Origin of the sequence: Photobacterium sanguinicancri (assembly GCF_002265265.1) — a bacterium.
Lineage (GTDB): Bacteria > Pseudomonadota > Gammaproteobacteria > Enterobacterales > Vibrionaceae > Photobacterium > Photobacterium sanguinicancri.
On record NZ_NOIF01000387.1, the window covers coordinates 1 to 953 of the forward strand.

2 protein-coding genes are annotated in these 953 nt (G+C 43.3%); one reads left to right on the top strand and one right to left on the bottom strand.

All coding sequences use genetic code 11. From position 1 onward, the window contains the following. A partial coding sequence (locus ASV53_RS25890; RefSeq protein WP_205049238.1) for a hypothetical protein occupies nucleotides 1–208 on the bottom strand: 208 nt, incomplete at its 3' end. A 46-nt stretch (nucleotides 209–254) separates the two neighbouring features. Here ASV53_RS25890 and ASV53_RS24205 point away from each other — a divergent pair. Next, entirely contained in the window at nucleotides 255–641 is a 387-nt protein-coding gene (locus ASV53_RS24205; RefSeq protein WP_062688397.1) for a RidA family protein, read from the top strand. Nucleotides 642–953 lie beyond the last annotated feature (312 nt).

Here is a 953-nt window from a genome sequence, read left to right on the forward strand (position 1 = left end):
AATTTGCTTCACTCAAAATTTGATGTGATACTTCGCAACATAATAAAAATGTATCCAATTCTTCGGTATACGGCGTTATCGCGGTATGCAAAGACGGAACCCAAGGCTGCGCCTCTTTTGCTCCACAACTGACGGCGCTTTTTTTCCAGCGGTTATCATTAGTTTGATTTTGTTGAGTCAGACAAGTCATACCCGCTTTGAAAAGCATTGTGGAATATTTAGAACATCTATTGTTGATAACTTTGAGGTTTGAAATGACAACAACTATCGCCAGCGACCAAGCACCAGCAGCAATCGGTCCCTACGTACAAGCGAAAAAGTTTGGCAACATGCTAATCACCTCTGGTCAGCTTCCAATTAACCACGAAACAAAAGCCATGCCTGAAGATGTTGCAGAGCAAGCGCTTCAATCATTAATGAACGTGAAAGCGATCGTTGAAGAAGCTGGTCTAACCGTGGGCAACATTGTGAAAACGACAGTCTTTGTTAAAGACCTCAATGACTTCGCTAAAGTAAATGAAGTTTACGGTGCATTCTTTGATAAAGAGTGCGGCGCATATCCTGCACGTAGCTGTGTCGAAGTGGCACGACTACCTATGGATGCAAAGGTAGAAATTGAAGCAATTGCAGTAGCAGAGTAATCCCCCTACTCTCTCTGACAGCTTTCCTCTTGTGATAACCCAGCCATTGGCTGGGTTATTTCATTTTAGCCCGAGCAAATCTACATCAGCCTTTAAAAACAAAAAAACAGCCACTGGGGTGACTGCTTCTTCATTCGTTAGCATCGCTTAGCCATCAATACGCATTCAGTTCGCGCTCGTCAGCTTACGAGATAAACTTTAATATGGACGCGTAACAAAACCCACCGCTTCGTAGTAATGCCGTTCACTTAAGGTGAGCGGCTTTCTTATTTTTGGCATATCGTTGAGGTCTTGGTTTTACCGTTCTTGGGA